Raw genomic sequence first — 26,397 nt, 5'->3', positions numbered from 1 at the left:
CGCCGGACCGGATGGACCCGCGGCGGCTGTGTCAGTCCCCGGGTGCCTCCAGGAAGATCGCCGAGAGCGGCGGCAGCACCAGCGCCGCGGAGGCCGGGCGGCCATGGGAGGGGACCGGCTCCGCCGTCACGCCGCCCAGATTGCCGCGCCCGCCGCCGCCATATTCGGCCGCATCGGTGTTGATCGCCTCGCGCCAGCGGCCCGCCGCGGGCAGGCCGATCCGGTAGTTGCGCCGCTCCACCGGGGTGAAATTGACGATCACCGCGATGTCGCGCCCGGTGCCGCGGCCCCGGCGCAGGAACCCCAGCACCGACTGTTCCGCGTCATCCGCCACCAGCCATTCGAACCCTTCCGCCCCCAGGTCGTCGCGATGCAGCGCCGGATGCGCGCGATAGAGCCCGTTGAGATCGCGCACCAGCCGCCGGATGCCCTCATGGGCGGGATCCTGCAGCAGGTGCCAGTCGAGGCTGCGGTCATGGTTCCATTCCCGCCCCTGGGCGAATTCCTGCCCCATGAACAACAGCTTCTTGCCAGGATGCCCCCACATGAAGCCGTAATAGGCGCGCAGGTTGGCGAATTTCTCCGCGCCGTCGCCCGGCATCTTGGCGATCATCGAGCCCTTGCCATGGACCACCTCGTCATGGCTGATCGGCAGGATGAAATTCTCCGAGAAGGCATAGACCAGCCCGAAGGTCAGCTGCCCGTGGTGATGGGTGCGGTGGACGGGATCGCGGCGGATGTAGTCGAGCGTGTCGTTCATCCAGCCCATGTTCCACTTGAAGCCGAATCCCAGCCCGCCATTGTGGACCGCGCGCGACACGCCGGGGAAGGAGGTGCTTTCCTCCGCCACGGTCATCACGCCGGGATGGGCGGCATAGATCTCGCGGTTCATCTCGCGCAGGAAGCCGATCGCCTCGTAATTCTCGCGCCCGCCATGGATGTTGGGCACCCATTCGCCCTCGTTGCGCGAATAGTCGCGATACAGCATCGAGGCGACCGCATCCACGCGCAGCCCGTCCACCCCGAATTGCTCCACCCAGTAGAGCGCGTTGGCGACCAGGTAGTTCCTGACCTCGCGGCGGCCGTAATCGTAAATCAGCGTGTTCCAGTCGCGGTGGAACCCCTCGCGCGGATCGGCATATTGATAGAGCGGCGTGCCGTCGAACCAGCCCAGCCCGTGCGGGTCGGTGGGGAAATGTCCGGGCACCCAGTCGAGGATGACGCCCAGCCCCGCCTCCTGCGCGGCCGACACGAAGGCCGCGAATTCCGCCGGGTCGCCATGCCGGCAGGTCGGCGCGTAGAGCCCGACCGGCTGATAGCCCCAGCTGCCGTCGAAGGGAAATTCGCTGACCGGCATCAGCTCCAGATGGGTGAAGCCCATATCGGCGGCATAGGCGACGAGGTCGCGGGCCAGTTCCGCATAGCTCAGCCGCCGGTCGCCCTCCTCCGGCACGCGCCGCCAGGATCCCAGATGCACCTCGTATATGCTGACCGGCGCATCGACCTTCTGGGCCGCGGCGCGCGCCGCACGCCTTTCCGCCGCCGGGGCCGGGGGCAGGGCCCGCACGACCGAGGCGGTGGCCGGCGGGTGCTCCGCGCCGAAGCCCATCGGATCGGCCTTCTGCGGCAGGCGCGTGCCGTCCGGGCCCAGGATGTCGTATTTGTAGACCGCCCCCGCCGCGACGCCGGGCAGGAACAATTCCCACACCCCGGTCGCGCCGCGGGCCCGCATCGGATGGCGGGCGGCGTCCCAGTGGTTGAAGCCGCCGATCACCGAGACGCGCCGCGCATTCGGCGCCCAGACCGCGAACGCCGTGCCCTCCAGCCCCTCATGGGTCATCGGATGCGCGCCGAGCCGGTCCCAGAGGCGCAGATGCCGTCCCTCGGAAATCAGGTGCTCGTCGAGCGGGCCCAGCACGGGGGGCAGCCGGTAGGGGTCTTCCCAGTCCCACAGATGGCCGTACCCCTCCGCGCGCAGCCGGTAATCGTGCCGCTGCGCCACCGACCGGGGCACCCCGTCCAGCTGGAACACCCCGCCGCCCAGCGGCGCCATCGGGACAGGCGCGCCGCCGTCGGGCGGCAGGCACCACAATTTCTCGGCGCCGGGATCGAAGGCGCGCAAGACGGTGCCGTGCAGGCCCAGGATGTCGAAGGGCGCGCCGTGGCGTGCCTCGCGCAGGGCCTGCAGCTCCGCCGCCTCCGGGACCGGTGCCGCCACGGCCGCCGCGCCGTCCTTGGTGAGCTTCGCCTTGCCGCCTGTCGCCACAGTCGTGATCTCCGTTCCTGACCCGGGCCAATGCGCGAACCGAAGGCCCGGTTCCCGCACAGAAAATCCGCAGGCCGCACCGCGCGCGGCCCGCCTGCGGCCAGTCTCCCCGGCTGCGTGCATTTGGCAATTGAAATCGCGCGCCGCCGCGCCATCGTCGTCGAACAGGACTGGTGCCGCCACGGGGCGGGCACAGCGGCAAGGAGCGATGCGATGACCGGCGGCAAGGCAGGAACCCAGTGGTGGCGCAGCGCCGTGCTCTACCAGGTCTATCCCCGCAGTTTCCAGGATGACGACGGCGACGGGATGGGCGATCTCAAGGGCATCACCCGGCGGCTGGAGCATGTCGCCGGGCTGGGCTGCGACGGGATCTGGCTGTCGCCCTTCTTCCGGTCGCCCATGGCCGACATGGGCTATGACGTCTCCGACTACACGGATGTCGATCCGCTTTTCGGCACGCTGGCGGATTTCGACGGGCTGATCGCCCGGGCAAACACGCTGGGGCTGAAGATCATCATCGACCAGGTGCTGAACCACACTTCCGACCGCCATGCCTGGTTCCGCGAGAGCCGGTCCTCGCGGACGAACCCGAAGGCGGACTGGTACATCTGGGCCGAGCCGCGCGAGGACGGATCGCCGCCCAACAACTGGCCTTCGGTCTTCGGCGGCCCGGCCTGGACCTGGGACGGCGAGCGCCAGCAATACTACATGCACAGCTTCCTGTCCCAGCAGCCCGACCTGAACTATCGCAACCCCGAGGTGGTGGATGCGGTGATGGACACGATGCGGTTCTGGCTGGATCGCGGGGTTTCGGGGTTCCGGGTGGATGCCTGCAACCACATGACCAAGGATGACCGGCTGCGCGACAACCCGCCCAAGGCCTTCCCGGCGGGCGAGCGCAAGCCCTTCAACCATTACGACTGGCAGCTGCAGGTCTATTCCAAGAGCCGCCCCGAGAACCTGGACCTGCTGCGCAGGATGCGGGCGGTGGCGGAGGAATATGACGACATCATGCTGGTCGGCGAGGTCGGCGACGTGGATCGCGCGATCGAGCTGATGGGGGAATACACCTCCGGCGAGGACAAGCTGCACATGGCCTATTCCTTCGACATGCTGGGGCCCAAATACACGCCCGAGCATTTCCGCAAGGTGATCCAGGGCTTCCGCGACGGCGCGCCCGAGGGCTGGCCGCTGTGGTCGATGTCCAATCACGACGTGGTGCGCCATGTCACGCGATGGGCCGGCCGGGATGCGGGGGAGGATGCGCTGGCGCGGCAGGCGATTTCGCTGCTGACCTCCTTCGAGGGAGCGATCTGCCTCTGGCAGGGCGAGGAGCTGGGCCAGACCCAGACCGACCTGGACTACGAGGAACTGACCGATCCGATGGGATTGCGGTTCTGGCCCGCCGACAAGGGGCGCGACGGCTGCCGCACGCCGATGGTCTGGGAAGCCGCCGCGCCCCATGGCGGATTTTCCGCCGTCGCGCCCTGGCTGCCGGTCAAGCCGCCGCAGGCGGCGCGCGCCGTCGATGCGCAGGCGGGGCAGGGCGGCTCGATGCTCGAGGCCTACCGGACCGCGATCGCCCATCGCAAGGCGACCCCGGCGCTGCATTCGGGCCCGATGCACATCCTGGCCGCCGAGGATCCCCTGTTCCGTTTCACCCGCGGCACCGGGGCGGAGCGTCTGGATTGCATCTACAACCTGGACCGCGGCACCATTACCGTGCCCTGTCCCGATCCCTGCGCGATCAGCGGCCCGGCCCAGGCGGCGACGCTCTCGGGCGACATGCTGACGCTGGGGCCCAACGGATGGGCGCATCTGCGCAAGATTTGAGCCGGGCGGGAACTTCGGCGCCGCGCCGGGGTTTCCGCAGGAAGATTGACCGGCAGGGCCAGGGGCCCGGTGCCGCCTGACAGGATCGCCGCCCATGACCCAGATGCCCGACCCCGTCCCGCAAGCCGCGCCCCTCCGGTCCTGGGGGGTGCATCCCGCGGGGGCGGGGCGCTGGCAGGCCGCGCTCTGGGCACCGGGGCGATCCACCTGCGATATCGTGGTCGCCGGGCGGCGGCACCGGATGGATGCCGGGGGCGACGGGGTCTTCCGCGCCGAGTTCGAGGCGGAGGACGGCGCGGAATACGGGTTCGACCTGGGGGAGGGGCTGCGGCCGGACCCGGCGGCGCGGGCCCAGGCGGGCGATGTTCACGGGCCCTCGCGGCTGGTCGCGGACCGGTTCGACTGGCCCGCATCCGAGGCGGAATGGCAGGGGCGGCCCTGGTCCGAGGCGGTGATCCTCGAGATCCATGTCGGGCTGTTCACGCCCGAGGGCACGTTCCGCGCCGCCATTGCCCGGCTGCCGGGGCTGGCCGCCATGGGCGTCACGGCGATCGAGATCATGCCCGTGGCGCAATTCTCGGGCGGGCGCGGCTGGGGGTATGACGGGGTGCTGCCCTTCGCCCCGCACAACGCCTATGGCACGCCCGGGGATCTCAAGGCGCTGGTGGCCGCCGCCCATGCCGAGGGCATCGCCGTCATCCTCGACGTGGTCTACAACCATTTCGGCCCGGACGGCGCCTATCTGCACGAGATCGCCCCGGAGTTCTTCGACCCCGGCCGCGCGACCCCCTGGGGGGCCGGGATCGACTATTCCCGCCCGGCCGTGCGCGAATTCTTCCTGTCCAATGTGGCGATGTGGATCGGGGAGTACCGCTTCGACGGGCTGCGGATCGATGCCGCCCACCAGATCCGCGACGCGGGGCGCCCCGCGATGCTGGAGGAGATCGCCCGCACCGCCCGGGCCGCCGGGGCCGGGCGCGCGATCTGGCTCGTGCTGGAGGATGAACGCAACCTGGCCGGGCCGGTGGCGCCCGGGGCGGGGCTGTACGATGCGCAGTGGAACGACGATTTCCACCATGCGCTGCACTGCCTGCTGACGGGGGAGGACGAATCCTACTACGCGCCCTTCGCCGTCGATCCCATGGCCGACCTGGTGCGGGCGCTCGGCGAGGGGCAGGTCGACCAGGGCCAGCCCCGTCCGCCCATGACCGAGCCGCGCGGGGAACCCTCGGGGCACCTGCCGCCGCTGTGCTTCGTCAATTCCTGCCAGACCCATGACCAGGTCGGCAACCGCGCCCGCGGCGAAAGGCTGATCGCGCTGGCCGGCGAGGCGGCGGCCCGGACCTGCCATGCGCTGCTGCTGCTGTCGCCCTTCGTGCCGATGCTGTTCATGGGCGAGGAGGCCGGAGAGGAGGCGCCCTTCTGCTTCTTCGCCGATTTCCCCGAGCCCATGGCCGAAGCGACGCGGAAGGGACGGCAGAAGGAATTCGAGCGCTTCGCCGGGTTCCGCGGCCAGGTGCCCGACCCGATTTCGCCCGCCACTTTCGAGATGTCGCGCCCCTATCGCGGCGATCCGGGGCGCATCGCGGACTGGAACGCCCTGACCGCGCGGCTGCTGGCCTATCGCGCTTCGCGCATCGTGCCGCTGCTGGCCGAGGCGGGTCCGGTGGCGCAGGCGGCGCGTATCACCCCGCTGGGCCCGCGCGCGCTGGAGGCGCAATGGCGCTTTCCCGGCGGCTGCCTGGCGATCCGCCTGTCGCTGGGCGGGGCGCCCGCCGGGATCGGGGCGGATGGATGGGACATGGAATTCGGCGATATCGCCCGCGACGCCTTCGCGCTTGCGGTGCGGGTCACCCAGGGGGAGGAGCAGCCATGACACAGCACGATCCGGTGGAGGGGCCCGCGCGGCCCTGTGCGCCGCCCTGCCTGAACGCCGCGACGGCGACCTACCGGCTGCAGCTGCGCGGCGGGCTGGATTTCGCCGCGGCCGAGGGGTGGCTGGACTATCTGGCGGATCTGGGGATCAGCCACCTGTACCTGTCGCCGGTCTTCACCGCCGTGCCCGGATCGAGCCACGGATATGATGTCACCCGTCCCGACGAAATCGACCCGGCGCTCGGCGGCCGGGCGGGATTCGAGCGGCTGGCGCGCCACGCCCATGCCCTGGGCATCGGGCTGATCCTCGACATCGTGCCCAACCATACCGCGCTGAGCCTCCACAATCCCTGGCTGCGCGACGTGCTGCGCCATGGCGCGGCCAGCCGCTATGCCGGGCATTTCGACATCGACCGGGCCGCCGGGCCGCTGCGGCTGTGCTGGCTCTCGGCGCCGCTGCCGGTGGTGCTGGAAACCGAGGATGCGCATCTGGCCGAAGAGCCGGACGGCCCGGTGCTGCGCGTCGCGGGGCTGTCGGTGCCGTTGCACCCGGCCAGCCTGCGCGGCATGCGTCCGGGCCCCCTGGCCCTGGCCGAGGCGCTGGCGCTGCACGAGGCGCAGTCCTGGCGGCTGACCCCCTGGCAGACCGAACGCGATTCCATCACCCACCGGCGGTTCTTCAACGTGACCTCGCTGATCGGCATGCGGGTGGAGGATCCGCAGGTCTTCGCCGACATGCACGGCCTGATCTTCGATCTGTGCGATGCCGGGCTGGTCCAGGGGCTGCGCATCGACCATGTGGACGGGCTGGCCGATCCGCAGGGCTATCTGGACGCGCTGCATGCCCGGCTGCCCGGCACGCCCCTGTGGGTGGAGAAGATCCTGTCCGGCGACGAGGCGCTGGATATCGGCTGGCCCGTCTGCGGGACCACGGGATACGAGGCGGGGCGCGCCATCGCCGCCGTCCTCTCCGATCCGCTGGGGGTGGCGCGGCTACAGGCGGGCTGGGCGGCGCGCACCGGGCGCGAGGGCCGGTTCCACGACGTGCTGATGGCGGCCAAGCCCGAGGTGCTGGTCAACGAGCTGGCCGCCGAACTGCACCACCTCGTCGCCCTGGCGGGGCGGGCCGTGGCGGAGGACGGACGCATCGGCGCGGGACCGGAGGCGCTGCGCGAGGCGCTGGCGGCGCTGCTGTGCCGGATGCCGCGCTACCGGACCTATTTTTCCGACCGCGAGCCGCGCGACGAGGACCGCGCCCTGTGGCGGCGGGTTTCGGCAGAGGCGGCGGCGGCGCTGCGGGACGGCACGGTGGTCCGGGTGCTGGCGCGGCTGATCGAGACGGGACGGGGCCCGGCGGCCGCGGCGCTGCGCGTGCGGTTCCAGCAGGTCTCGGGTGCGCTGATCGCCAAGTCGCTGGAGGATACCGCGGGCTTCCGCCATGTGCCCTACCTGGCGGCCAACGAGGTCGGCGCCGAACCCGACGAGCCGGTCCTGTCGCCGGAGGGCTTCGCCGCCTTCTGCCGCACCCATGCGCATCTGTGGCCCGCAGGGCTGGTCCTGACCTCCTCGCATGACACCAAGCGCAGCGAGGATGCGCGGATGCGGCTTGTCGCGGCGGGCCATCTGCCCGAGGCCTTCCTGGCGCTCGAGGCGGCGGTGGCCGCGCGCCCCGATGCCGGGGATATCCCGCGCCCGGTGCTGTGGTACCTGGCGAAAAGCGCGGTGGCGGCCTGGGATCCGGCGGATCCCGAGCTGGGCGAGAGGCTGGCGGCGCATATGGAGAAGGCCATGCGCGAGGCCAAGGAATTCAGTTTCTGGACCCGCCCCGTGCCCGAGGCGGAGGCGCCGGTCACGGCGCTGGCCCGGGCGCTGGCGGCTTCCTGGCAAGCCGCCCCGCCCGCGGAGCTGCTGGCGCTGGCGCGGCGCGGTGCGGCGCTTTCGCTGTGCCAGCTGGCGCTGAAGCTGACCATGCCCGGCATCCCCGATCTCTATCGCGGCACGGAGGCCGGGCGCTGCGAGCTGACCGATCCCGACAACCGCCGCCCCGTCGATCCGCAGGCCCTGGCCGGGCTGGCGCGGCAAGACGGTCCCGAGGCCGCCAAGGCGCGGCTGGCCCGGCGGATGCTGGCGCTGCGCGGCCGGTTCCCGGCGCTGTTCTCGGCCGCCGAGTTCCGCGCCCGCCACGAAGGGGAGGGGCTGCTGGTGGAACGCGAGGACGGCGAGGGCCGCCTGCTGCGGGTGACGCTGGATCCCTCCGCGGATCCCGGACGCGCGGTCCTGGTCGAGATATCGCCGCCGGGCGGCGCGCCATCTTGAAACCCGCGGGGATATTCCCTAGTCAGCCTCAGCCGGGAAGCGGGGCCGGATCCGGTCCGCGCCGCGTGCCGTCCCGGCAGGCCCCGCCCTGCCCGCATGCTCCGGGCGGCCGAGCCGCCGAGCCCGAAGGCCCCGGGCAGCCAAGAGGAGACACGCGATGGCCGACGATCAGAGACAATCCGGCAAGGCCGGCTGGCAGCCGCGCACCAAGCTGGTCCATGGCGGCACGCGCCGCAGCCAGTGGGGCGAGGTCAGCGAGTCGATCTTCCTGACCCAGGGCTTCGTCTACGACACGGCCGAGCAGGCCGAGGCGCGGTTCAAGCAGGTCGGCCCCGACGAGTTCATCTATGCCCGCTACGGCAACCCCACCGTGGCCATGTTCGAGGAGCGCGCGGCGCTTCTGGAAGGGGCGGAGGATGCCTTTGCCTGCGCCTCCGGCATGGCGGCCGTGTCCGGCGCGCTGACATCGATGCTGCAGGCGGGCGACCACATCGTGTCGGCCAAGGCGCTGTTCGGCTCCTGCCTCTACGTGGTGGAGACCATCCTGGCACGCTACGGGGTGGAGGTCACTTTCGTCGACGGCACCGATCTGGACGCCTGGCGCAGGGCGGTGCGCCCCGACACCAAGGCGGTCTTCCTCGAGGCGATCTCCAACCCGACGCTGGAGGTCGCGGACCTGCGCGCCATCTCGGCGATCGCGCATGAAAACGGCGCGCTGGTGCTGGTCGACAACGTCTTCGCCACGCCGGTCTTCCAGCGGTCGCTGGAGCTGGGCGCCGATGTCGTGATCTATTCCGCGACCAAGCACATGGACGGGCAGGGCCGGGTGCTGGGCGGCATCGTGCTGGGCACGAAGGAGTTCATCCGCGGCACGCTGGAACCCTACATGAAGCATACCGGCGGCTCGATGTCGCCCTTCAATGCCTGGGTTCTGCTCAAGGGGCTGGAGACGATGGCGCTGCGCTGCGACGCGCAGGCGGATGCCGCCGAGGCGCTGGCCCTGGCGCTGGAGGGGCATCCCAAGCTGGAGAAGGTGATCTTTCCGGGGCTCGCCTCCCATCCCCAGCACGCCCTGGCGAAATCGCAGATGAGCCGGCCGGGCACCATGCTGGCCATCGAGATCCGGGGCGGTCAGGAGGCGGCCTTCCGGGTGCTGAACGCGCTGGAGGTCTTCGTCATCTCCAACAACCTGGGCGATGCGAAATCCATCGTCACCCATCCTGCCACCACCACCCATTCGCGGCTGCCCGACGCGCAGAAGGCCGAGCTGGGCATCACCCCCGGCCTGGTGCGGATCTCCTGCGGGCTTGAGGATCCGGCGGATCTGGCGGCGGATCTGATGGCGGCGCTGGAACGGGCGTGACCGCGACCCTGCGCCGGGGCGGGGCAGGCGATGCCGATGCCCTGGCGCGGGTCTTCCGGGCCTGCGTGCTGCGTGGCGCGCGGGAGGCCTATTCGCCCGCGCAGCGCCTGGCCTGGGCCGGTCCCGCCCCCGATCCCGGCCGCTGGCGGGCCAAGCTGGCCGATACCGATATCCGCATCATCGAGGACCGCGGGCAGGCGGTCGCCTTCGCCGGGCTGAAGGATGCCTGTTTCGACCTGCTCTTCGTGCATCCCGACCATGGCGGCCGGGGCCATGCGCGCCGCCTCCATGACCGGCTGGTCGCCGAGGCGCGCGCCGCGGGGACGCGGATGCTGACCGCCCATGCCAGCCATGTCTCGCGCCCGGTCTTCGCGCATCTGGGCTGGCAGGCGGGGGCGGCGGCCGAGGCGGCGCGGGGCGGAGTGATGCTGGGCTTCACCGTGATGACGCTGCGGCTGGAGCTTCCGGTTCAGGGCGTGCAGGGGCGGACCGGCGGCTCCAGCGCGCGGCCCGGATCCTCGCAATAGCCGAGCGCGGCGAAATCCGCCGCGTAGATCCGCGCCGCCAGGGCGATCTCCCGCGGGCCGAAATGGGCGGCAAGCTTCTGCGCCGCGCCGGTGGCATGGCGCCGTCCGACGGTTTCGTAGCTGTCGCCGCCCGTCTCGCCGTAATAGCGCCGCCGCATTGCGGCGAAATCCGCGGCGAAGGTTTCGAAGGCGCCGAGGAAGTCGTAGTCCACCCGCCCGGTCATCAGCAGCTCCGATTGCGCCGCGAAATGGATGTCGCGCCGGGGCGGCGGCACCTCCTCCAGCGCCTCGAGGAAAGTGGCCAGGGAAATCCGCGCATCGGTGGCAAAGCCCAGCCGCGGCAGGTGGCGGGCGCGTTCCCAGTCATTGGTGACGATCTTGTCGAGATAGCCCGACAGCAGCCGCGCATAGGGGTTGCGCGTGAAGGAGAACCTCCGCCAGCGCCCCGACAGCACCGCGCGCCGGGTCGCGGGCGGCAGCGCCGAGAGCCGCGGCAGCGGCGAGGCGGCGCGGTCATGCACGTCGCGCGCGGTGCCGGGACCGGGGGGCGGGGCGGCGCGATCCTGCAGGAAGGCCTTGATGGCGGTGCAGCCGACCTTGGGCGTCTCGATATATGCGATGCGTCGCGCGGGGTCGGGATTGACCAGGTAATCCAGCCGCGCGGGGGCCGTGCCCAGCCGCGCGGCGATCTGCGCCAGCGCCTGTCCCGCCATGTGCCGCACCCCCGTCACCCTGCACCCGAACGCGGCCAGTCTGGGCCAGGACGGCGGCAGGAACAAGGCCGGCGGGGCCGCCGCCGCCGCTGCGTTCAGGATGCAACATGCCGCGAGGTCAGCAGTCTTCTCTGGACAACTGTTTCCCCCCGGCCCACATAAGGGCCCTGAGCCTTACCAGCGGAGACCGGAGGTCATGAATATCCACGCGCCCAGCCCCGAAACCGATCCGACGCGCGAAGACGCCGCCAAGGCGCTGGCGGTGCTGCGCCGCTGGGCCGGAGAGGCCAGCCTTGCCGAGATCGAGCGGCTGGACCCGGCGGTGATGCGTCTGGTCCTGGGGCCGGCGAACAGCTATCCCGACCTGTCGCGCGAATTTCCGGAGGCCCTTCTGGTCGACGAAGCCTATCGCGCGACCCTGCCGGACCTGCAGAACGGGCCTGCCAGCCTGATCCGCGGGGCGGCGGCGCGCATCCAGCATGTGGGGATCTCGAATTTCCGCCTGCCGATCCGGTTCCGCACGCGCGATTCCGGCGAGATGCTTCTGGAAACCTCGGTGACCGGCACGGTCAGCCTGGAGGCGGACAAGAAGGGCATCAACATGTCGCGGATCATGCGCAGCTTCTACAAGCGCGCCGAAGAGGCCTTCTCGATCGAGGTGATCGAGGCGGTGCTGGACAGCTACAAGGCCGATCTCGACAGTTTCGACGCGCGCATCCAGATGCGGCTGAGCTTCCCGATGCAGATGCAGAGCCTGCGCTCGGGCCTGTCGGGCTGGCAGTATTACGACATCGCCCTGGAAGTGGCCGAGCAGGACGGGGTGCGGCAGAAGATCGTCCATCTCGACTATGTCTATTCCTCCACCTGCCCCTGTTCGCTGGAACTCAGCGAACATGCACGGCGCGAGCGCGGGCAGCTGGCCACGCCGCATTCGCAGCGCTCGGTGGCGCGGATCTCGGTGGTGCTGGACGATGACGCGGGCGTTCTGTGGTTCGAGGACCTGATCGAGCTGTGCCGGCTGGCGGTGCCGACCGAGACGCAGGTGATGGTCAAGCGCGAGGACGAACAGGCCTTCGCCGAGCTGAACGCGGCCAACCCGATCTTCGTCGAGGATGCCGCGCGCTGCTTTGCCGAGCGCCTGCTGGCCGAGCCCAGGATCGGCGATTTCCGCGTCGTGGCCAGCCACCAGGAAAGCCTGCACAGCCATGATGCCGTCTCGGTGCTGACCGAGGGCTCGACCTTTGCCCAGCCGTCGCTGGAGCCGCGGCTTTTCGGGTCGCTGATCCATGGCGGCTGAGCCGGACGCCGCGGCGGGGCGGCCCTGCTGAGCGGGGCTGCCGCGCCGGGGCCACAGCCGGGGCGCGACGGCGCCGCGATGCTTGACAGGGCGCGGGGCGCGGGCCATCGCAGGCACATGATTGATATGCGCCCCGTCGCCTATGTGATCGGCCTGCTCGTCGCCGTGCTGGGCGCGACCATGTCCGTGCCGCTTGCCGTGGACCTGGCCTATGGCAACGGCCACTGGCCCGCCTTCCTGCTCAGCGGCGTTCTGGCCGGGCTGGTCGGCGGGCTGACCGCGCTGAGCTGCGCCTCCAGGGCGGGGGCCGGGCTGACGCTGCAGCAGACCTTCCTTCTGACGACGCTGGTCTGGGTGGCGCTGCCTGCGGCGGGATCGCTGCCCTTCATCTTCGGGGCGACGGATGCGCGGGTGGTCGATGCCTTCTTCGAGGCGATGTCGGGCATGACCACCACCGGATCGACGGTCTTCACCGGGCTCGACCACCTGCCCAAGGGGCTGCTCCTGTGGCGCGGGATGCTGCAATGGTTCGGCGGCATCGGGATCATCGTCGTGGCCATGGTGTTCCTGCCGGAACTGAAGATCGGCGGCATGCAGATCTTCCGCTCCGAGGCCTTCGAGACGATGGGAAAGATCCTGCCGCGCGCCGCCGAGATCGCCGCGCGCATCTCCTTCATGTATGTCGCGCTGACCGTGGGCTGCGCGATCACCTTCTTCGCGCTCGGCATGTCGGGCTTCGACGCGATCGTGCACGCGATGACCACGATCTCGACCGGCGGCTTCGCCAATTACGATGCCTCCTTCGGCCAGTTCAACGCCCCCGAGACCTATGCCTGCGGGGTCTACATGCTGCTGGCGGCGCTGCCGTTCGTGCGTTTCGTGCAGCTGGTCCACCAGGGGCCGCAGCCGATGTTCCGCGACAGCCAGGTCCGCGCCTTCCTGGGCACCTTCGCGGTGGTGACGCTGGTGCTGTTCCTCTATGTCGAGCATATCGGCATGGGCGGCGAGGAAGGGTTCCGCGAGGCGTTCTTCAACACCTCCTCGATCATGACCGGGACGGGATACGCCAATACCGACTACATGAAATGGGGGCCCTTCGCGGTCGGCTTCTTCTTCTTCGCCGGGCTGATCGGGGGCTGCGCGGGCTCGACCGCCTGCTCGATCAAGATCTTCCGCTACCAGATCCTGTTCGCCGCCATCATCACGCAGATCAAGCGCATCCACTCGCCCTCGGGGATCTTCGTCACCCGCTTCGAGGGGCGGCCGGTGGATGACGACACGCTGGCCTCGGTGATGGCCTTCTTCGTGATGTTCATCCTGTCCATCGGCGTGCTGTCGGTGGCGCTGACGCTGACGGGGCTGGATTTCATCACCGCGCTGTCCTCTGCGGCGACGGCGCTGGCCAATGTCGGCCCCGGCCTCGGCGACCAGGTGGGGCCCGCGGGGAATTTTGCCGGGCTCAACGACCTGGCCAAGTGGATGCTGGCGCTGGGGATGCTGGTGGGGCGGCTGGAGGTGATGGTGGTCTTCACCATCCTGACCTTCCAGTTCTGGCGCGCCTGAGCCCGCGGCCACTTCCCTTTCCGGTCCGGGACGGCTAGGAGGCGGGCCAAGACCGTGAGGGGAAAACCATGAAGTTCACTCTGTCCTGGCTCAAGGAACATCTCGACACCGCGGCATCTCTGGACGAGATCGCCTATGCCCTGACCGATCTGGGCCTCGAGGTCGAGGAGATCTCGAATCCGGCGGAGAAGCTCGCGGGGTTTGCCCTGGGCAAGGTCGTTGCGGCCGAGAAGCATCCCGATGCCGACAAGCTGCGCGTCTGCCAGGTGGAGACGGCCGGAGGGCCGACCCAGATCGTCTGCGGCGCGCCCAATGCGCGCGAGGGCATCACCGTCGTCGTGGCCAGCCCCGGCACCTATGTCCCGGGCATCGACATCACCATCCAGAAGGGCGTGATCCGCGGCCAGGAAAGCTTCGGCATGATGTGCTCGATGCGCGAGCTGGAACTGGGCGAGGACCATGACGGCATCATCGAGCTGCCCTCCGGCGAGGTCGGCCAGAGCTTCCCCGACTGGCTGGCGGCGCATGACCCCGCCAAGGTCGACCCGGTGATCGAGATCGCCATCACCCCGAACCGTCCCGATGCGCTCGGCGTGCGCGGCATCGCCCGCGACCTGGCCGCGCGCGGCCTGGGCACGCTGAAGACCGCCGCCCCGCGGCCGGTCGAGGCAGCGTTCCCCTGTCCGGTCAGCGTTTCCATCGACGCCGACACGGCCGGGCAGGCGCCGGTCTTCTACGGGCGGATGATCCGCGGCGTGAAGAACGGGCCGTCTCCCGAATGGCTGCAGCAGCGGCTGAAGGCGATCGGGCTGCGGCCGATCAGCTTTCTCGTCGACGTGACCAATTACTTCACCTTCGATGCCTGCCGCCCGCTTCATGTCTTCGATGCGGACAAGATCACCGGCGCGTCGCTGCGCGTGCACAGGGCCGAGGGCGGCGAGACGCTGACCGGGCTCGACGAGAAGACCTACACCTTCCAGCCGGGCATGACCGTGATTTCCGATGCCGAGGGGCCCGAGAGCATCGGCGGCGTGATGGGCGGGCTGCGCACCGGCTGCACCGGAGAGACCGTCAATGTCTTCGTCGAGGCCGCCTATTTCGACCCGGTCCGCACCGCGCTGACCGGCCGCGCGCTGAAGATCAATTCCGACGCGCGCTACCGGTTCGAGCGCGGCATCGACCCGCTCTGGACGCCCTCCGGGCTGGACGAGGCGACGGCCATGATCCTGGAGATCGCGGGCGGCGAGGCCTCCGAGGTCGTCATGGCCGGCGCGCTTCCGGATGTCGCGCGCAGCTACAAGCTCGATGTCGCGCGCGTGCAGAGCCTCGTCGGCATGGAGATCGCGCCCGAGACCCAGCGTGCGACGCTGACCGCGCTCGGCTTCGCGCTCGACGCCGATGACATGGCCGCCGTGCCGTCCTGGCGTCCGGACATCCTGGGCGAGGCGGACCTGGTCGAGGAAGTCGCGCGGGTGGCCTCGCTGACCAAGCTCCAGGGCCGCCCGATGGCGCGGGCCCGGGCGGGGGTGCCGAAACCGATCCTGACCCCGCAGCAGCGGCGCGAGCAGGCGGCGCGGCGGATGCTGGCCTCGCTGGGCTACAACGAATGCGTCACCTACAGTTTCGTGGACGGCAAGTCGGCCGAGCGCTTCGGCGGCGGCGACGCCGCCCGTGCGCTGGAGAACCCGATCTCCGCCGATCTCGGCCACATGCGCCCCGACCTTCTGCCCGGCCTGCTGATGGCCGCGGCGCGCAACCAGGCGCGCGGTTTCGCCGACCTGGCGCTGTTCGAGGTCGGCCCGGCCTTCTCGGGCGGAGAACCCGAGGAGCAGTCCACCCATGTGACCGGCCTGCTGGTCGGCCAGTCGGGGCCGCGTGACCCGCATGGCGCGCGCCGCGCGCTGGACGTCTATGACGCCAAGGCGGACATGGAGGCGGTGCTCTCGGCCATCGGCGCGCCCGAGAAGGCGCAGATCTTCCGCGACACGCCCGACTGGTTCCATCCGGGCCGCTCGGGCCGCGTCGGCCTGGGTCCGAAGAAGACCATCGCGCTGTTCGGCGAGCTGCATCCGCGCGTGCTGGAGCAGTTCGGCCTCAAGGGACCGGCACTGGCCTTCACCGTGCTGCCTGCCGAGGTGCCGCTGCCGAAGAAATCGGTGACGACGCGTCCGGCGCTGGTGCTGAACGATCTGCAGGCCGTCGATCGCGATTTCGCCTTCGTCGTCGATGCCTCCGTCGAGGCGGCGAGCCTAGTCAATGCCGCTGCAGGGGCGGACAAGGCGCTGATCCAGTCGGTGCGGGTCTTCGACGAGTTCACCGGCGCGAAGGCCGAGGCCCAGATGGGCGAGGGCAGGAAGTCCCTGGCCCTGACCGTGCGCCTGCAGCCCGTCGACCGGACCCTCACCGAAAAGGACATCGAGGCGGTCAGCGACAAGATCGTCGAGAAGGTCGCGAAGGCCACCGGCGCCGTGCTGCGCGGCTGAGCGCGCACCCGGGCGGCCTTCGGGCCGGCCCGGGGGCCGGAGCGATCACCAGGCGGGGGCCGGAACGACCGTCACCTGCGGGCCCAACCTGACCCGGCCGGTGCGGAACCGGCATGTTCCCCGATGATCGGCACCGCCATGCCGGTGCCGCGCCGGCAGCGGCACGGTGCCCGGAATTGCGGCCATCGCGGCAATGGCAGGCCGGATGAAGGCGCGGCCCGCCCGTGCCCTCGCAGCCCCGGGACGGGAAGGCCCTGCAGCGCGAAGAGCCCGGGCCCCGATCCCGGCGGCGGACCGGCCTGCGCCCGGCCCGCCGGAGGGCAGGCCCTGCCGGTCGTGGACGGATGGCGCCGCGCGCCGCGTCAGGCCGCCACCAGCGGCATGCAATCCTCGACCGCCGCGAGGAAGCCGTCAGTCTCTGCCACGCCCACGGGGAAGGACAGGGCGATCAGCCCGCGCGCGGCGAAGTACTGGCCCCGCTCCATCATCCGCAGATGCAGCAGCCTGAGCCGCAGCCGCGCCTCCTCCTGCGGACCGGTGGCATGAATGTTCATGATCGAGCCCATGCCCGTGACCCGGAACAGCCCGCCGCGGGCCTCGAAACAGGCATTGAGATCAGCGCGGAACGCCTCGCCCTGAAGGTACAGCGCGTCCAGCGCCTCCCGGGTCAGCAACGCGTCGCAGGCGGTGACGCCGGCCGCCATTGCCAGGCGGTTGTTGTTGAAGGTTCCGGCATGGGGCAGCGCGCCGGGCCGGGCCGGGTCGAACTGTTCCATGATGTCGCGGCGCCCGCCGAACGCGCCGAAGGCAAGCCCCCCGCCGAAGATCTTGCCCAGGACGGTCATGTCGGGGGAGAGGCCCAGGCGCGCCTGCGCCCCGCCCAGCGACATGCGCGCGGTCTGCACCTCGTCGAAGATCAGCACGGCGCCATGCATGTCGCACAGCTCGCGCAGCGCCGCCAGGAAGGCGGGAGAGGCGGTGTTGCATCCGCCGGCCCCCTGCATCGGCTCGACCAGAACCGCGGCGATCTCGGATCCGCGGGCGGCGAATTCGGCCTCGGCGGCGCGGGCATCGTCGAAGGGCAGGACGGCGAAGTCGAAGGGCACGTTGACCGGCGCATGGCCCGCCGCGAAGCTCAGCACCCCGCCGTGATAGCCGCCGGAAAAGACCACGATCCGCGACCGTCCCGTGACCCGCCGCGCCGCCGTCAGGGCCATCAGGTTGGCCTCTGTCCCGGAATTGGCGAAGCGCACCAGGTCCATCGACGGAAAGCGCGAGACCAGCCGCCGGGCCAGCCGGGTCTCGTAGGGCGTGTGCGAGGACAGGCCGATGCCGTCGGCATGGGCCTCGGCGATGGCACGGGCCAGAAGCGGCTCCGTATGGCCGAAGATGCCGGCGGTGAACTCGCCCAGGAAATCGACATAGCCATTGCCGTCGACATCGACGATCCGGCAGCCGGCCCCCGAGGCGATGGAAAGCGGATAGGGCGCGGTCCACAGGGAGCTGCGGGTATTGCCGCCGGGCATCACCGCGCGGGCGGCCTCCAGGGCGGCCAGGCTTTGCGGCGTCCTTTCGCGATAGGCGCCGATGGCGAAGGCGAGGGCGTCGTCGATGCCGGGGCCGGTCCATGGCATGGGGCGGGTCCTTTCGGGGCAGGGGCTGCGGCTCAGAGCCGTCCAGCGGGAATCAGTGGCTCGTAGCCGGCCTTTCCGTCCTCTGCCAGTGCTGCAAGGATTTCCGCGGTCGTGGGTCCAAGGGTAAGTCCTTGATGTCCATGGCCGAAATTGAACCACAGGCCATGGTGACGCGGGGCGGGCCCGACCAGGGGCAGCATGTCGGGAAGGCAGGGGCGCGTGCCCGACCATTGCCCTTCCTCGATGCGCCGGCCCAGCGGCAGGATCCCTGCCAGGCTGCGGCGGCCATGCTCCAGCTGGCGCAGATCGGCGCGGGGCGCCCCCGCCACCAGCGCCGCCCCGGTGGTGATCCGCAGCCCCTGGCGCATCTGGGCCGCGACCACCCCGGCACCCGCGTCCAGGAAGGGGCGCCGCAGCGGCACCGGCATGCGGAAATGCCCGTGGCAGCCCGCCTTTCGCACCATCGCGATCCGGTAGCCCAGCCTGCGCAGCAGCTGCGGCGACCACGGGCCGAGCGCCACCACCGCCTGTTCCGCCGTGACCCCGCCGGCCTGCCAGCCCGTCGCCGTCTGCGCCAGATCCGCGGCATCGCCCCGGGCAATGCGGCCGCCGCGGGTTTCGAAAAGCCGGGCATAGGCGGCGGTCAGCGCCCCGGGGTCGCGGCAGCTCCAGCTGTCCAGCCAGTGGATCACCCCGGCCGGATCGGCCGTCAGCGCCGGTTCCTCGCGGCGCCAGGCGGCCCCGTCGAGGCTGCGATGGCGCAGCCCCCAGCGGGCGCTCAGCCGCGCGGCGCCGGCCTCGGCCGCGGCAAAGGCCGCCGGGTCGCGGTAAAGCTCCGCGAACCCGTCGCGGGCGATCAGGTCCTCCGCCCCGGCGGCGGCGATCAGGGGCGCGTGATCGCGGGTGGCCCGGCCGGTCAGCCGCGCATAGGTCCGGGAGATCTCCCGGTGCCGCGCGGGCAGCGAATTGCGGGCATAGCGCAGCAGCGCCGGAGCCGAGCGCGCCACTGCCCCCGCCGTCCAGGTCACGTCATTGGTGCGCCCCAGCAGGATGCCGCCCAGGCTGCGCGCATCCAGGGGCAGGGCATAGGGCTCTGCCGCCTCGGCCTGCAGGATGCCCGCATTCCCGAAGGATGTTTCCCGTCCCGGGCTGCGCCGGTCCAGCAGCGTCACCGCGTGGCCGCGCGCCTGCAGCGCCAGCGCGGTGCTGACGCCGACCATGCCGGCGCCGAGAACGACGAACTCTGTCATGGGGCCTCCGCGGCGGCAGGACGGGGCGCGCTAGGCGGACCGGCCCGGGCGGCGCGCCGCCGCCGGGCGCAGAGCGTGCCTCCTTGCGGCACGCGTCGATGGCGGGCGGGCAGGTGCTGCGCGCTGGGATGCCATGGGTGTTCCTCCTGCTGCGGGCCGGGACCGGGATTGCCGTCCTGTCATCGCCCCATGGAACCCAAGCCTGCCGGGAAAGGCAAGACCGCCGCGCGCGCTGACGGCTCAGCTGCCGGCGTCTGCGGCGCCGGGGCGCAGCCGGGGCGCCTGCCGTGACAGCAGCATGGCCGCCGCCGCCGGCAGCAGCAGCCCCAGGCCCATCGGCAGCGCGCTGTGCGTGCCGCCGAGCGCCACCCCGGCCGAGACCGAGAAGGCCAGGGCGAACTGGATGCCCCCCAGCAGGGCCGATCCCGTCCCGGCGCCGCCGCGCGTCTCGGACATGGCCAGCGCCATCGCGTTGGCGCTCAGCAGGCCGATCATGCCGACCGCGATCCATAGCGGCAGGACCAGAACCCAGATGGTCTGCGTGCCCGAGACCAGGACCACTGCCGCCGCCGCGGCCAGATAGACCGGCAGCCCCAGGGCGAGGATCCGGCCGGGCGCGTGACGGGCCAGCAGCCGGGTATTCAGATGGCCGAACAGCACCAGCGCCCCGGCGATCCCCGCGAAAACCAGTCCGTACCGGACCGGGCCCAGCCCGAAGATCCCCTGGAACACGCCCGAGGAGCCGGTGATGAAGGCGAACATGCCGCCCTGGACCAGCCCGGCGATCAGGGCCGGGGTCCGGAAGCCCGGCTGCCGCAGGAGCCGCCTCGCCGCGGCAACTCCCTGCCGGAAGGGGGCGGCGGCGCGCGCGCCCCGCGGCAGGGTCTCGGGGATCAGCCACAGGCTCAGCCCCAGCGCCAGCAGGCTGATCGCGGTCATCGTCACGAAGATCGACCGCCAGCCGAAGGCCTGCAGCAGGAGGCTTCCCAGGGTGGGGGAAACGATCGGCCCGATGGTCAGCAGCATCACCAGAACGGTCATGACGCGGGCGGCGCGGCGGCCGTCGTAGAGGTCGGTGACGATCGCGCGGCTCACCACCATTCCGGCGCTGGCCCCGATGGCCTGAACGAGGCGCAGCGCGTTGAAGACGGCAATGTCTTCCACCCGCACCAGCAGCGCCGACGTGACGGCGAAGACCAGCGTGCCCGCCAGGAGCGGACCCCTGCGGCCATGGCCGTCGATGAGCGGGCCGAGGATCAGCTGTCCCAGGCAGAGCCCGAGGAAGAACAGCGACAGCGACAGTTCCGCCGCCCCGTGGCTGGCCTGCATCGCCGCCGCCAGGTCGCCCATCGCGGCCAGGTACATATCGGTCGCCAGCGGCGGAAAGACCGAAAGAAGGCCCAGCACGGCGGTGAGGGCCGCGGCATGGCGGGGGGAGAGCGGGGCTGAGGTCAAGCGCGGGGTCTTTCGCGGGAGGATCGTGGATGTTTCGCCCATCTGCGAAGGGCGGTAAGACTGGTTTCGGAACAATTAGTGGACCACAGTCCAATAATCAAGCGGAGGGCGGAATGGGCGGAAGCGAGGCAAGGAGACCCAAGGCCGGGCGCCCCCCGGACCGGCAGGCTGGCCGGGCGGTGCGGCAGGCTGCTTTGCAGCTGATGCGCGAGAAGGGGTATGCCGGGGTCAGCATCGCCGCCATCGCGGCGCGCGCCGGCGTGGCCCGGCAGACGCTCTATAATCGCTGGCCGACCAAGGCGGATCTGGTGCTGGACGCGGTGTTCGAGGAAACCGGCCGCAATGCGCCGGCCCTTCCCGGCGGGGCGCCGCCGGAGGGTCAAGCGGGGCTGGAGGCGTTCCTTCTGCAGGTCCTCGGGCATCTGCAGCAGGACGGCGATCCGCTGCGCGCCCTGATCGCCGCCGCCCAGCATGACCCGGTCTTCCGCGATGCGCTGCGCGCGCGCTTCGTCCTGCCGCGCGAGAGGATCGTCACCGATCTGCTGATCCGGGCGCAGGCGCGCGGCGAGATCGCCGCGCATCGCGATCCGGGGCTCCTGTCGCAACTGGTCCACGGTATCTTCTGGTACCGCCTCTTGAACGGGCAGGAGCTGGATGCCGCGCTGGCGCGGGAGATCGCGGCCGAGATATTCGGCCGCTGAGCGCCGGGTTCAGCGCCGTGCCGCGCGATCCGCGGTTGCGGTCGCGTACCAGTCGCGCCCCAGCAGCCCGGCATGGAAGGGGAGGAATTTCAGCACCTCCTCCAGCAGCATGATGGCCACGACCCAGGAGACGGGCGCCTTCAGCCACAGCACGGCGGCGGCGCTGGCGGGGACCTTGAACAGCCATTGCGACCACAGGAAGATATGCATGACATAGATGGTCCGCCCCGCCGCGCGCAGCGTGTTGCCGCAGATCGCGTTGAGGTTCTTGGGCCAGGGCAGCAGCAGCAGGAAGGGCAGGAAGGAGGCCAGCGCCGCATAGGTCGCCGGTTGCAGCGTGGGGTAAAACCGGCGCGAGGCCAGGATCACCGTGCCGTAGAAGACCGAGACCGCAAGGCTGGCCAGCATCGCCCCCCAGGCGGCGCGGCGCAGGAGCGCGTGGATCTCCGCGCGCGGGATGCGCCGGGCCAGGCGCTGTGCCACCAGGATGCCGGTTGCCTGCGCCCAGGCCATGCCCAGCGTGCCCACGACATTGATCCAGGGCATGATGATGGTCAGCGCCGCGAAGGAGCTGGTATCGTAGCGCGCATAGATCAGCATGCAGACGCTGCTGGAGGCATGGGCGCTGAAGAAGGTCGCCGCGACGGGCAGGGAGAAGGCCAGGTGCGGCCGCAATTCGCCGCGCAGCACCGCCAGATCGGCCCGCCCCAGCCGGTATCCCGCCCGCCGGGTCAGCGCCCAGAGATAGCCGCCGCGCAGCACCGCCGCCAGCGCGGTGCCGATCGCCGCCCCCGCCAGTCCCAGTTCGGGCAGACCCGCCACGCCGTAGATCAGCAGCCAGGAGACCAGGACATTCACCGGCAGGGTCAGGGCATAGCTGAGAAAGGGCGCGCGGGTCAGGCCGCGCCCGTTGAAGAAGGCGGACAGGCTCTGCCCCGCGGCCTCGGCAAGGATCACCAGCGAGAAGATCGCGAGGTAGCGTCCTGCCTCTGCCCGGATCGCCGCGCCCTGCCCGGAGGCCTCCAGCACCGGCCCGGCCAGAAGCGCCAGAAGCGCCAGCCCGAGAAGGGCGACCGCGCCATTGACCGCCAGCCCGGTGACCAGGTTGGCCTGCATCCGCTCGCGGCGTCCCGTGCCCCAGGCCTGCGCCACGAGGATCTGCGCCGCGTTGGAAAAGGCCATCAGCGCGCCCAGAAGAAGGCTGGCCACCGCGGCGGCCAGCCCCATCGCCGCCAGCGCCGCCTCGCCCAGCCCGGCGACCAGCCAGGCATCCAGCACCACCGTGCCGTGCAGCATCAGCATCCGCAGGCACATCGGCCAGGACATGCCCAGCAGGGCGCGCCAGTCGTTCAACGCGTTACTCCATCACGGATGGCAGCCACAGCGACACGGCCGGCACGTAGGTGACCAGCACGAGCGCCGCGAAAAGCGCCAGGTAGAAGGGCCAGATCGATTTCATGGCCTGTTCTATCCTGATCTTTCCGACGGCGCATCCCACGAAAAGGCAGGTTCCCACCGGCGGCGTGCACAGGCCGATGCCCAGGTTGATCAGCAGCATGATGCCGAACTGCACCGGGTCCATTCCCAGCCCCTTGGCGATGGGCAGGAAGATCGGCGTGCAGATCAGGATCAGCGCCGCCATGTCCATGATCATCCCCAGCACCAGCAGGATCACGTTGATCATCAGCAGGATGATGACGGGATTCTCCGAGACGGTGACCAGCAGGTCCGACAGCCGCGCGGGCACCTGGTAGAGCGCCAGCAGGTAGGCGAAGGAACTGGCGAAGGCGATCAGCACCATCACCATGGCGGTGGTGCGCACGGCCCCGGCCAGCGCCATGCAGAAGCTGCGCCAGCTGAGGCTGCGATAGTAGAAGATGCTCAGCACCAGCGCGTAGATCGCCCCGAAGGCGCCGGATTCGGTCACGGTGAAGACGCCCGACAGCGTGCCGCCGACGATGATCACCGCCGTCATGAAGCCCGGGATCGCGTCCAGCGCCGTGCGCCCCACCGTGGCCCAGCCGGGGAAGGGTTCGGCCGGGTAGTCGTGGCGCACCGACAGGATCCAGGCGGCGATGGCCAGGCAGATGCACATCAGCATGCCGGGGATCACCCCGGCCAGGAACAGGCCCGAGACCGAGATCCCGCCGCCGGCCGCCACCGCGAAGATGATCATGTTGTGGCTGGGGGGAATGACGATCCCCGCGATCGAGGAGGTGACGGTGACGTTCACCGCGAAATCCGGGCGATAGCCGCGCTCCTTCATCACCGGAACCAGCAGCGAGCCGAGCGCCGAGATATCGGCCACGGCCGAGCCCGAGATGCCGCCGAAGAGCATGGAGGAGAAGATGTTGACCATGGCCAGGCCGCCGCGCAGATGCCCCACCAGCGCCGAGGCCATGGCGACGATCCGCTTGGCGATGCCGCCATGGAGCATGATCTCGCCGGCGAAGATGAAGAACGGGATCGCCAGGAGCGAGAAGACCGAGATCCCCGAAGTGGCGCGCTGGAAGGTCATGATCGGCGGAAAGCCGTCATACCAGAAGGCCCCGGCCGCGGCGATGCCCATGGCGAAGGCGACAGGCATGCCGACCAGCACGCAAAGCGCGAAGACGCCCAGAAGAAGTGCGAGACCCATCAGATGTCCTCCGGCGCGCGGGGCGCCCAGTTGCGGAAATGGACGATGCGCAGCAGCGCGCGGGTTCCGGCAAAGACCGCCATAAGCGCGCCCAGCGAGGTGATGGCGCCGGTGCGGACGCTCTCGGGCAGGTTCAGCATGGGCAGAAGCGTGTCCCAGCCGAAGGCCATCAGGCTTGCCCCCGCGGCCAGCATCGCGATGCCGAATCCCGCGAGCGCCAGGTCGACGGCGATGATGACGAGTTTCTGCGCCCGGGCGGGCAGCAGGTCGCGGAACAGCGTGACGCCGATATGGCTGTCATCGCGCACGCCCGCGGCGGCGCCGAGAAAGGCGATGTAGCAGATCAGCAGAAGCGCCAGCTGTTCCACCCAGGTGGGGGTGGCGTTCAGCACGTATCTGCCGAAGACGAGCCAGCCGAAGCTGGCGATCAGCACCGCGAGCGCCGCCGAGGCGAGCACGAGGCACAGCAACTGGAGGAGATCGAGGGCGCGCTCGATGCTCCGGACATAGGCCGGGGGATGGGGCATGGATATGGCTTCCGGGCAAGGCGGGCGGGGCAGGCGCCCCGCCCGGCAGTCTGCTTATTCGGGGCTGCGCATCAGTGCGACGATATCCGCCAGATCCGGGTTCGCCGCCAGGAAGGCGTCATAGACCGGGGTCATCGCCTCCTGGAAGGGGGCCTTGTCGGCGATCTCGTTGATCTCGGTGCCGCCCGCCTTCACCGTCTCGAGGCTCTGCGCCTCGCGCTCGGCCCAGAGTTCGCGCTGATAGGTGGCGCTGGCCTGCCCGGCGCTCAGGACGATCTCCTGCTGCTCGGGGGTCAGTTTCTCCCAGGTCTTCAGGCTCATGCACAGGCATTCGGGAATGATCAGGTGCTCGGTCAGCGAGAAGTACTTCGCCACCTCGTAGTGATTGGTGGATTCGTAGGAGGGCGGGTTGTTCTCCGCCCCGTCGACGACCCCGGTCTTGATCGACTGGTAGACCTCGCCGAAGGCCATGGGGGTGGCATTGCCGTCCATCGCCTCGACCATCTGCACGAAGAGGTCGTTGGACATCACGCGGACCTTCATCCCCTCGACATCGGCGGGGGCGGTGATCGGGCGCTCGGAATTGTAGAAGGACCGCGCCCCGGCCGTGTACCAGCCCAGCGGCATGATCCCCTTGGCCTTCATGCCCTCGCCGATGGCCGCGCCGACCTCGCCGTCCATCAGCCGGTACATGTCCGGCACGGAGGCGAAGATGAAGGGCAGCGACACGACATTGGTCTCGGGCACGGCCTGACCCATCGGGCCGAGGCTGAATTCGCCGAAATCGATGGCGCCCAGGCGCATCTGCTCGATCGCGTCGGGCTGGTCGCCCAGCACCCCGTTATGGAAAACCTTGCCGGAAATCTCGCCGCCGGTCTTTTCGCTGACCTCTTCGAGGAAGGATTCCATCGCGATGGAGACCGGGTAATCCTCGACATGGATGTTCCAGCCGCGCAGATCCAGTGCCTGCGCGCCGGTGGCCAGGCCGATCACGGCCGCGGTGGTTGCCCCAAGGACATGTTTCATGCTGTTCCTCCCTGCATGTGTCGGCGCGCATCTCCCGTCGCGCGCCGGAATGGACCATGCAGGAATGAAAACTAGGATACAAGTGAAATTCCGGATCGTTTTTCCGATGGGTCAGGACGGCGGGTCGAGATCCTCGAAGAAGGCCGCGCTCTGGACGAGGATCGCGGCGATGGTGTCGTCGAGGCGGCCGAGATGCGCCATTCCGGCAGTCACGGCACGTTCCGCATCCCCGGCCTTCACCGCGGTGGCGATGGCTTCATGGTCGGCGACCAGCTGCGGCATGCGATCCTCCTTGGACAGGCCCAGGATGCACAGGCGGTCGACCTTTTCCTTTTCGCTGCGGATGACGTCGAAGGCATAGGGGACCTTGCCGATTTCGCAGATGGTCTTGTGAAAATCGTAATCGAGCCCGGCAAACCCCGCGAAGTCCTTCTCTGCGAGGGCCTTGCGCTGAAGCGCGATGCAGGCATCCAGCTGGAATCCCCCGGCCGCATCGCACATTGCCGCGGCCTGGCGCAGCGCGGCCGCCTCTACCGCCGCCCGGACGAACCGGCTTTTCTCGATCGCGCGGATGGAGAACTTGCGGACCTCGGTGGCCTTCTTGGCCCGCACCAGGATCAGGTCCATCGTCTCCAGGCGGCGGAAGGCGTCGCGCACGGGCTGGCGCGAGACGCCGAATCGCATCGCGATATCCGTTTCCGAAATGCGCGTCCCCGGCAGCAGCCGCAGCGACGTGATCTCCCGATAGAGGTAATCCGCGATCTCGTCGACGGTTACCCGTTTGTCGGCGGGCAGAGCAGCAGTCTTGGCCATGCGATCTCCATTGCGTGCGTTGCATATATATAAGCGGACGCCGCAAGGCCAGCGGGGTCTGCGGGGCGCGGCATTGGGCCCACCCGTATTCGTCTAGGATAAAAACTAGGATACAAG

19 protein-coding genes are annotated in these 26,397 nt (G+C 70.2%); 9 read left to right on the top strand and 10 right to left on the bottom strand.

The window, feature by feature from the left end; genetic code table 11:
• Nucleotides 1-31 precede the first annotated feature (31 nt).
• Nucleotides 32-2,218 carry a 1,4-alpha-glucan branching protein GlgB gene (gene glgB, locus ICN82_RS01185; protein WP_407943735.1) on the bottom strand — a complete coding sequence of 729 codons (2,187 nt, stop codon included), beginning with the start codon at nucleotides 2,216-2,218 and terminating at the stop codon, nucleotides 32-34.
• A 261-nt stretch (nucleotides 2,219-2,479) separates the two neighbouring features.
• Between glgB and ICN82_RS01180 the strand changes: the two genes are divergently transcribed.
• From ICN82_RS01180 to ICN82_RS01160, 5 genes are all read left to right on the top strand, one after another.
• Nucleotides 2,480-4,099 (top strand): alpha-amylase family glycosyl hydrolase, encoded by a 1,620-nt coding sequence (locus ICN82_RS01180; protein WP_193179054.1) that lies wholly within the window; start codon nucleotides 2,480-2,482, stop codon nucleotides 4,097-4,099.
• A 94-nt stretch (nucleotides 4,100-4,193) separates the two neighbouring features.
• Entirely contained in the window at nucleotides 4,194-5,975 is a 1,782-nt protein-coding gene (treZ, locus tag ICN82_RS01175) for a malto-oligosyltrehalose trehalohydrolase (protein ID WP_226898194.1), read from the top strand.
• On the top strand, nucleotides 5,972-8,290 hold the full coding sequence (treY, locus tag ICN82_RS01170; protein ID WP_193178998.1) for a malto-oligosyltrehalose synthase: 2,319 nt from the start codon (nucleotides 5,972-5,974) through the stop codon (nucleotides 8,288-8,290). The genes treZ and treY overlap by 4 nt, the downstream gene beginning before the upstream one ends.
• A gap of 157 nt (nucleotides 8,291-8,447) precedes the next feature.
• Nucleotides 8,448-9,653 (top strand): O-succinylhomoserine sulfhydrylase, encoded by a 1,206-nt coding sequence (metZ, locus tag ICN82_RS01165; RefSeq protein WP_193178997.1) that lies wholly within the window; start codon nucleotides 8,448-8,450, stop codon nucleotides 9,651-9,653.
• Nucleotides 9,650-10,180: a GNAT family N-acetyltransferase gene (locus ICN82_RS01160; protein WP_193178996.1), complete on the top strand. Its 531-nt coding sequence runs from the start codon at nucleotides 9,650-9,652 to the stop codon at nucleotides 10,178-10,180. The genes metZ and ICN82_RS01160 overlap by 4 nt, the downstream gene beginning before the upstream one ends.
• Here the strand turns inward: ICN82_RS01160 and ICN82_RS01155 are convergent.
• Nucleotides 10,123-10,893: a sulfotransferase family protein gene (locus tag ICN82_RS01155; RefSeq protein WP_193178995.1), complete on the bottom strand. Its 771-nt coding sequence runs from the start codon at nucleotides 10,891-10,893 to the stop codon at nucleotides 10,123-10,125. The two genes, ICN82_RS01160 and ICN82_RS01155, sit on opposite strands and share 58 nt — an antisense overlap.
• Before the next feature lie 196 nt (nucleotides 10,894-11,089).
• Here ICN82_RS01155 and folE2 point away from each other — a divergent pair, with 196 nt between their 5' ends.
• The 3 genes from folE2 to pheT all read left to right on the top strand — a co-directional run bounded on the left by folE2 (nucleotide 11,090) and on the right by pheT (nucleotide 16,236).
• On the top strand, nucleotides 11,090-12,190 hold the full coding sequence (gene folE2 / locus ICN82_RS01150; protein WP_193178994.1) for a GTP cyclohydrolase FolE2: 1,101 nt from the start codon (nucleotides 11,090-11,092) through the stop codon (nucleotides 12,188-12,190).
• A gap of 117 nt (nucleotides 12,191-12,307) precedes the next feature.
• Nucleotides 12,308-13,753, top strand: coding sequence for a TrkH family potassium uptake protein (locus tag ICN82_RS01145; protein WP_193178993.1), 1,446 nt, complete (start codon nucleotides 12,308-12,310; stop codon nucleotides 13,751-13,753).
• 68 nt (nucleotides 13,754-13,821) lie between these two features.
• On the top strand, nucleotides 13,822-16,236 hold the full coding sequence (gene pheT / locus ICN82_RS01140) for a phenylalanine--tRNA ligase subunit beta (protein WP_193178992.1): 2,415 nt from the start codon (nucleotides 13,822-13,824) through the stop codon (nucleotides 16,234-16,236).
• Nucleotides 16,237-16,598: 362 nt separating this feature from the next.
• Here the strand turns inward: pheT and ICN82_RS01135 are convergent, their stop codons facing one another.
• The 3 genes from ICN82_RS01135 to ICN82_RS01125 all read right to left on the bottom strand — a co-directional run bounded on the left by ICN82_RS01135 (nucleotide 16,599) and on the right by ICN82_RS01125 (nucleotide 20,575).
• Nucleotides 16,599-17,870: an aminotransferase class III-fold pyridoxal phosphate-dependent enzyme gene (locus tag ICN82_RS01135; protein WP_193178991.1), complete on the bottom strand. Its 1,272-nt coding sequence runs from the start codon at nucleotides 17,868-17,870 to the stop codon at nucleotides 16,599-16,601.
• Nucleotides 17,871-17,902: 32 nt separating this feature from the next.
• The gene (locus ICN82_RS01130; RefSeq protein WP_193178990.1) at nucleotides 17,903-19,120 is read right to left on the bottom strand and encodes an NAD(P)/FAD-dependent oxidoreductase; all 1,218 of its coding nucleotides are present in this window, start codon (nucleotides 19,118-19,120) and stop codon (nucleotides 17,903-17,905) included.
• 240 nt (nucleotides 19,121-19,360) lie between these two features.
• Nucleotides 19,361-20,575 carry a multidrug effflux MFS transporter gene (locus tag ICN82_RS01125; protein WP_226898193.1) on the bottom strand — a complete coding sequence of 405 codons (1,215 nt, stop codon included), beginning with the start codon at nucleotides 20,573-20,575 and terminating at the stop codon, nucleotides 19,361-19,363.
• Between the two features lie 113 nt (nucleotides 20,576-20,688).
• Here ICN82_RS01125 and ICN82_RS01120 point away from each other — a divergent pair, with 113 nt between their 5' ends.
• The gene (locus ICN82_RS01120; RefSeq protein ID WP_193178988.1) at nucleotides 20,689-21,276 is read left to right on the top strand and encodes a TetR/AcrR family transcriptional regulator; all 588 of its coding nucleotides are present in this window, start codon (nucleotides 20,689-20,691) and stop codon (nucleotides 21,274-21,276) included.
• Nucleotides 21,277-21,285: 9 nt separating this feature from the next.
• On the opposite strand, the gene ICN82_RS01115 is transcribed toward ICN82_RS01120, so the two are convergent.
• From ICN82_RS01115 to ICN82_RS01095, 5 genes are all read right to left on the bottom strand, one after another.
• Nucleotides 21,286-22,629, bottom strand: a complete 1,344-nt coding sequence (locus tag ICN82_RS01115; protein ID WP_193178987.1) for an MATE family efflux transporter — start codon at nucleotides 22,627-22,629, stop codon at nucleotides 21,286-21,288.
• Nucleotides 22,630-22,633: 4 nt separating this feature from the next.
• Nucleotides 22,634-23,914: a TRAP transporter large permease gene (locus tag ICN82_RS01110; protein ID WP_193178986.1), complete on the bottom strand. Its 1,281-nt coding sequence runs from the start codon at nucleotides 23,912-23,914 to the stop codon at nucleotides 22,634-22,636.
• Nucleotides 23,914-24,441, bottom strand: a complete 528-nt coding sequence (locus tag ICN82_RS01105) for a TRAP transporter small permease (protein WP_193178985.1) — start codon at nucleotides 24,439-24,441, stop codon at nucleotides 23,914-23,916. The genes ICN82_RS01110 and ICN82_RS01105 overlap by 1 nt, the downstream gene beginning before the upstream one ends.
• Nucleotides 24,442-24,495: 54 nt before the next feature.
• On the bottom strand, nucleotides 24,496-25,467 hold the full coding sequence (locus tag ICN82_RS01100) for a TRAP transporter substrate-binding protein (protein WP_193178984.1): 972 nt from the start codon (nucleotides 25,465-25,467) through the stop codon (nucleotides 24,496-24,498).
• A gap of 111 nt (nucleotides 25,468-25,578) precedes the next feature.
• Nucleotides 25,579-26,280 (bottom strand): GntR family transcriptional regulator, encoded by a 702-nt coding sequence (locus tag ICN82_RS01095; RefSeq protein WP_193178983.1) that lies wholly within the window; start codon nucleotides 26,278-26,280, stop codon nucleotides 25,579-25,581.
• Nucleotides 26,281-26,397 lie beyond the last annotated feature (117 nt).

It is taken from the genome of Mangrovicoccus algicola, from assembly GCF_014903745.1.
Lineage (GTDB): Bacteria > Pseudomonadota > Alphaproteobacteria > Rhodobacterales > Rhodobacteraceae > Mangrovicoccus > Mangrovicoccus algicola.
The sequence above is the reverse complement of the archived record's forward strand: the minus strand, read 5'-3'. Positions and strand labels throughout refer to the sequence as shown.

Bases quoted from the DNA above. Each gene is read 5' to 3' on its own strand.
- metZ (WP_193178997.1), top strand. From the start codon at position 8,448: ATGGCCGACGATCAGAGACAATCCGGCAAGGCCGGCTGGCAGCCGCGC.
- ICN82_RS01155 (WP_193178995.1), bottom strand. From the start codon at position 10,893: ATGGCGGGACAGGCGCTGGCGCAGATCGCCGCGCGGCTGGGCACGGCC.
- ICN82_RS01145 (WP_193178993.1), top strand. From the start codon at position 12,308: ATGATTGATATGCGCCCCGTCGCCTATGTGATCGGCCTGCTCGTCGCC.
- ICN82_RS01100 (WP_193178984.1), bottom strand. From the start codon at position 25,467: ATGAAACATGTCCTTGGGGCAACCACCGCGGCCGTGATCGGCCTGGCC.
- treZ (WP_226898194.1), top strand. From the start codon at position 4,194: ATGACCCAGATGCCCGACCCCGTCCCGCAAGCCGCGCCCCTCCGGTCC.
- pheT (WP_193178992.1), top strand. From the start codon at position 13,822: ATGAAGTTCACTCTGTCCTGGCTCAAGGAACATCTCGACACCGCGGCA.
- ICN82_RS01130 (WP_193178990.1), bottom strand. From the start codon at position 19,120: ATGACAGAGTTCGTCGTTCTCGGCGCCGGCATGGTCGGCGTCAGCACC.
- folE2 (WP_193178994.1), top strand. From the start codon at position 11,090: ATGAATATCCACGCGCCCAGCCCCGAAACCGATCCGACGCGCGAAGAC.
- ICN82_RS01120 (WP_193178988.1), top strand. From the start codon at position 20,689: ATGGGCGGAAGCGAGGCAAGGAGACCCAAGGCCGGGCGCCCCCCGGAC.
- treY (WP_193178998.1), top strand. From the start codon at position 5,972: ATGACACAGCACGATCCGGTGGAGGGGCCCGCGCGGCCCTGTGCGCCG.
- ICN82_RS01110 (WP_193178986.1), bottom strand. From the start codon at position 23,914: ATGGGTCTCGCACTTCTTCTGGGCGTCTTCGCGCTTTGCGTGCTGGTC.
- ICN82_RS01135 (WP_193178991.1), bottom strand. From the start codon at position 17,870: ATGCCATGGACCGGCCCCGGCATCGACGACGCCCTCGCCTTCGCCATC.
- ICN82_RS01105 (WP_193178985.1), bottom strand. From the start codon at position 24,441: ATGCCCCATCCCCCGGCCTATGTCCGGAGCATCGAGCGCGCCCTCGAT.
- ICN82_RS01095 (WP_193178983.1), bottom strand. From the start codon at position 26,280: ATGGCCAAGACTGCTGCTCTGCCCGCCGACAAACGGGTAACCGTCGAC.
- ICN82_RS01180 (WP_193179054.1), top strand. From the start codon at position 2,480: ATGACCGGCGGCAAGGCAGGAACCCAGTGGTGGCGCAGCGCCGTGCTC.